The sequence below is a fragment of the Enterobacter cloacae complex sp. GF14B genome (assembly GCF_004136805.1).
Classification (GTDB): domain Bacteria; phylum Pseudomonadota; class Gammaproteobacteria; order Enterobacterales; family Enterobacteriaceae; genus Enterobacter; species Enterobacter hormaechei_C.
Genome location: NZ_QFRV01000329.1, coordinates 1 through 1,048, shown reverse-complemented (window position 1 = coordinate 1,048; position 1,048 = coordinate 1). Strand labels below are relative to the sequence as shown.

Below are 1,048 nucleotides of genomic sequence, written 5' to 3'. Positions count from 1 at the left end.
ATTGAATACTCTCAACGTCAAGAACAACATCATGTTGGTCATGATACAACTATGATTTCACAAGAGGAGACTTAGTCACAACAGATGGAACGTGCTTTTTATACTCGAAGGAATCCATTTCAATGAGGAAACCGCAGAGGTGTCTGTCACGGTAATATTTTCTCTCGTCTCAAATTTCCTAAATAATAAGCAATGTTCTTACTGCAACAGAAATTGCCATACTGAAGATGATTGTTGGGAACATCAATATAGTGAAGAACACAATATTACCACTAAATAACCACATTTATCTAGAGACTCTTCTTCTTCTTGTTGTGAATATTGTGGACGATCCGATCATCCCACTCATATGTGCTATAAGTGTTGACTCGAAACAGATCGGAATAGAGCATATGCTACTGAACATCGAAACAACATTGTACCAGAAACAAGTTGCGTCCTATGTTCAGTTTCTCCAGACATAATACTTCATGTACGTGATGGATCACTTTTTATTGTCAATTCTGGTGCTACTGGAAATATGACATATCAGTCTAAGTGGCTCCATAAATATCATCCACTACCAGTTCAACGTGTTGTTTATCTTGCTGATGACACTACTTGTCAAGTAAAGGGTATTGTAGATTTATATCTTGGTACCTTATCTTCTTCCACTCAAATTTTACGAGGAGTATTACATGTACCAGATCTTCAACGTTATCTTTTGTTAATTGCTAGACTTGTTGATCTTGGTCTCTTTGTTGGATTTGATCATACCAAATGGCGAATTGAGAAAGATGGACAGACTATAGCCACTTCTCCTTGAAATTGTAATTTGTTTGAACTCTCTCTCAATGGTGTTGTAGCAAACGTTTTCATTGCTCCAGGTGATCATGATTGCAAATTATGGCATCACCAATTTGTTCATGCTGATTTCTCAAAACTCCTTCATCTTCAGTTTCGTGATCTTGTTCATGGCATGGATCTTAAAGCTCATCCCCATATGGGAATTTGTGAGTTTTATGCTCTTGGGTTTTGTGTTTCTCATTCCTTAAAAAGTGATTTGAAG

General features: G+C 36.8%; 2 protein-coding genes. Both read left to right on the top strand.

Annotated elements, in window-relative coordinates:
• The first annotated feature begins 520 nt into the window (after positions 1 to 520).
• Complete coding sequence (locus DD606_RS25510; RefSeq protein WP_129259527.1) at positions 521 to 805, top strand: hypothetical protein; 285 nt, start codon at positions 521 to 523, stop codon at positions 803 to 805.
• A 9-nt stretch (positions 806 to 814) separates the two neighbouring features.
• Positions 815 to 1,048: hypothetical protein (locus DD606_RS26275; RefSeq protein WP_219824248.1), on the top strand; the 234-nt coding region annotated here is incomplete at its 3' end.

Excerpts from the sequence above, each read along its gene's own strand:
- DD606_RS25510 (WP_129259527.1), top strand. The coding sequence starts at position 521 with ATGACATATCAGTCTAAGTGGCTCCATAAATATCATCCACTACCAGTT.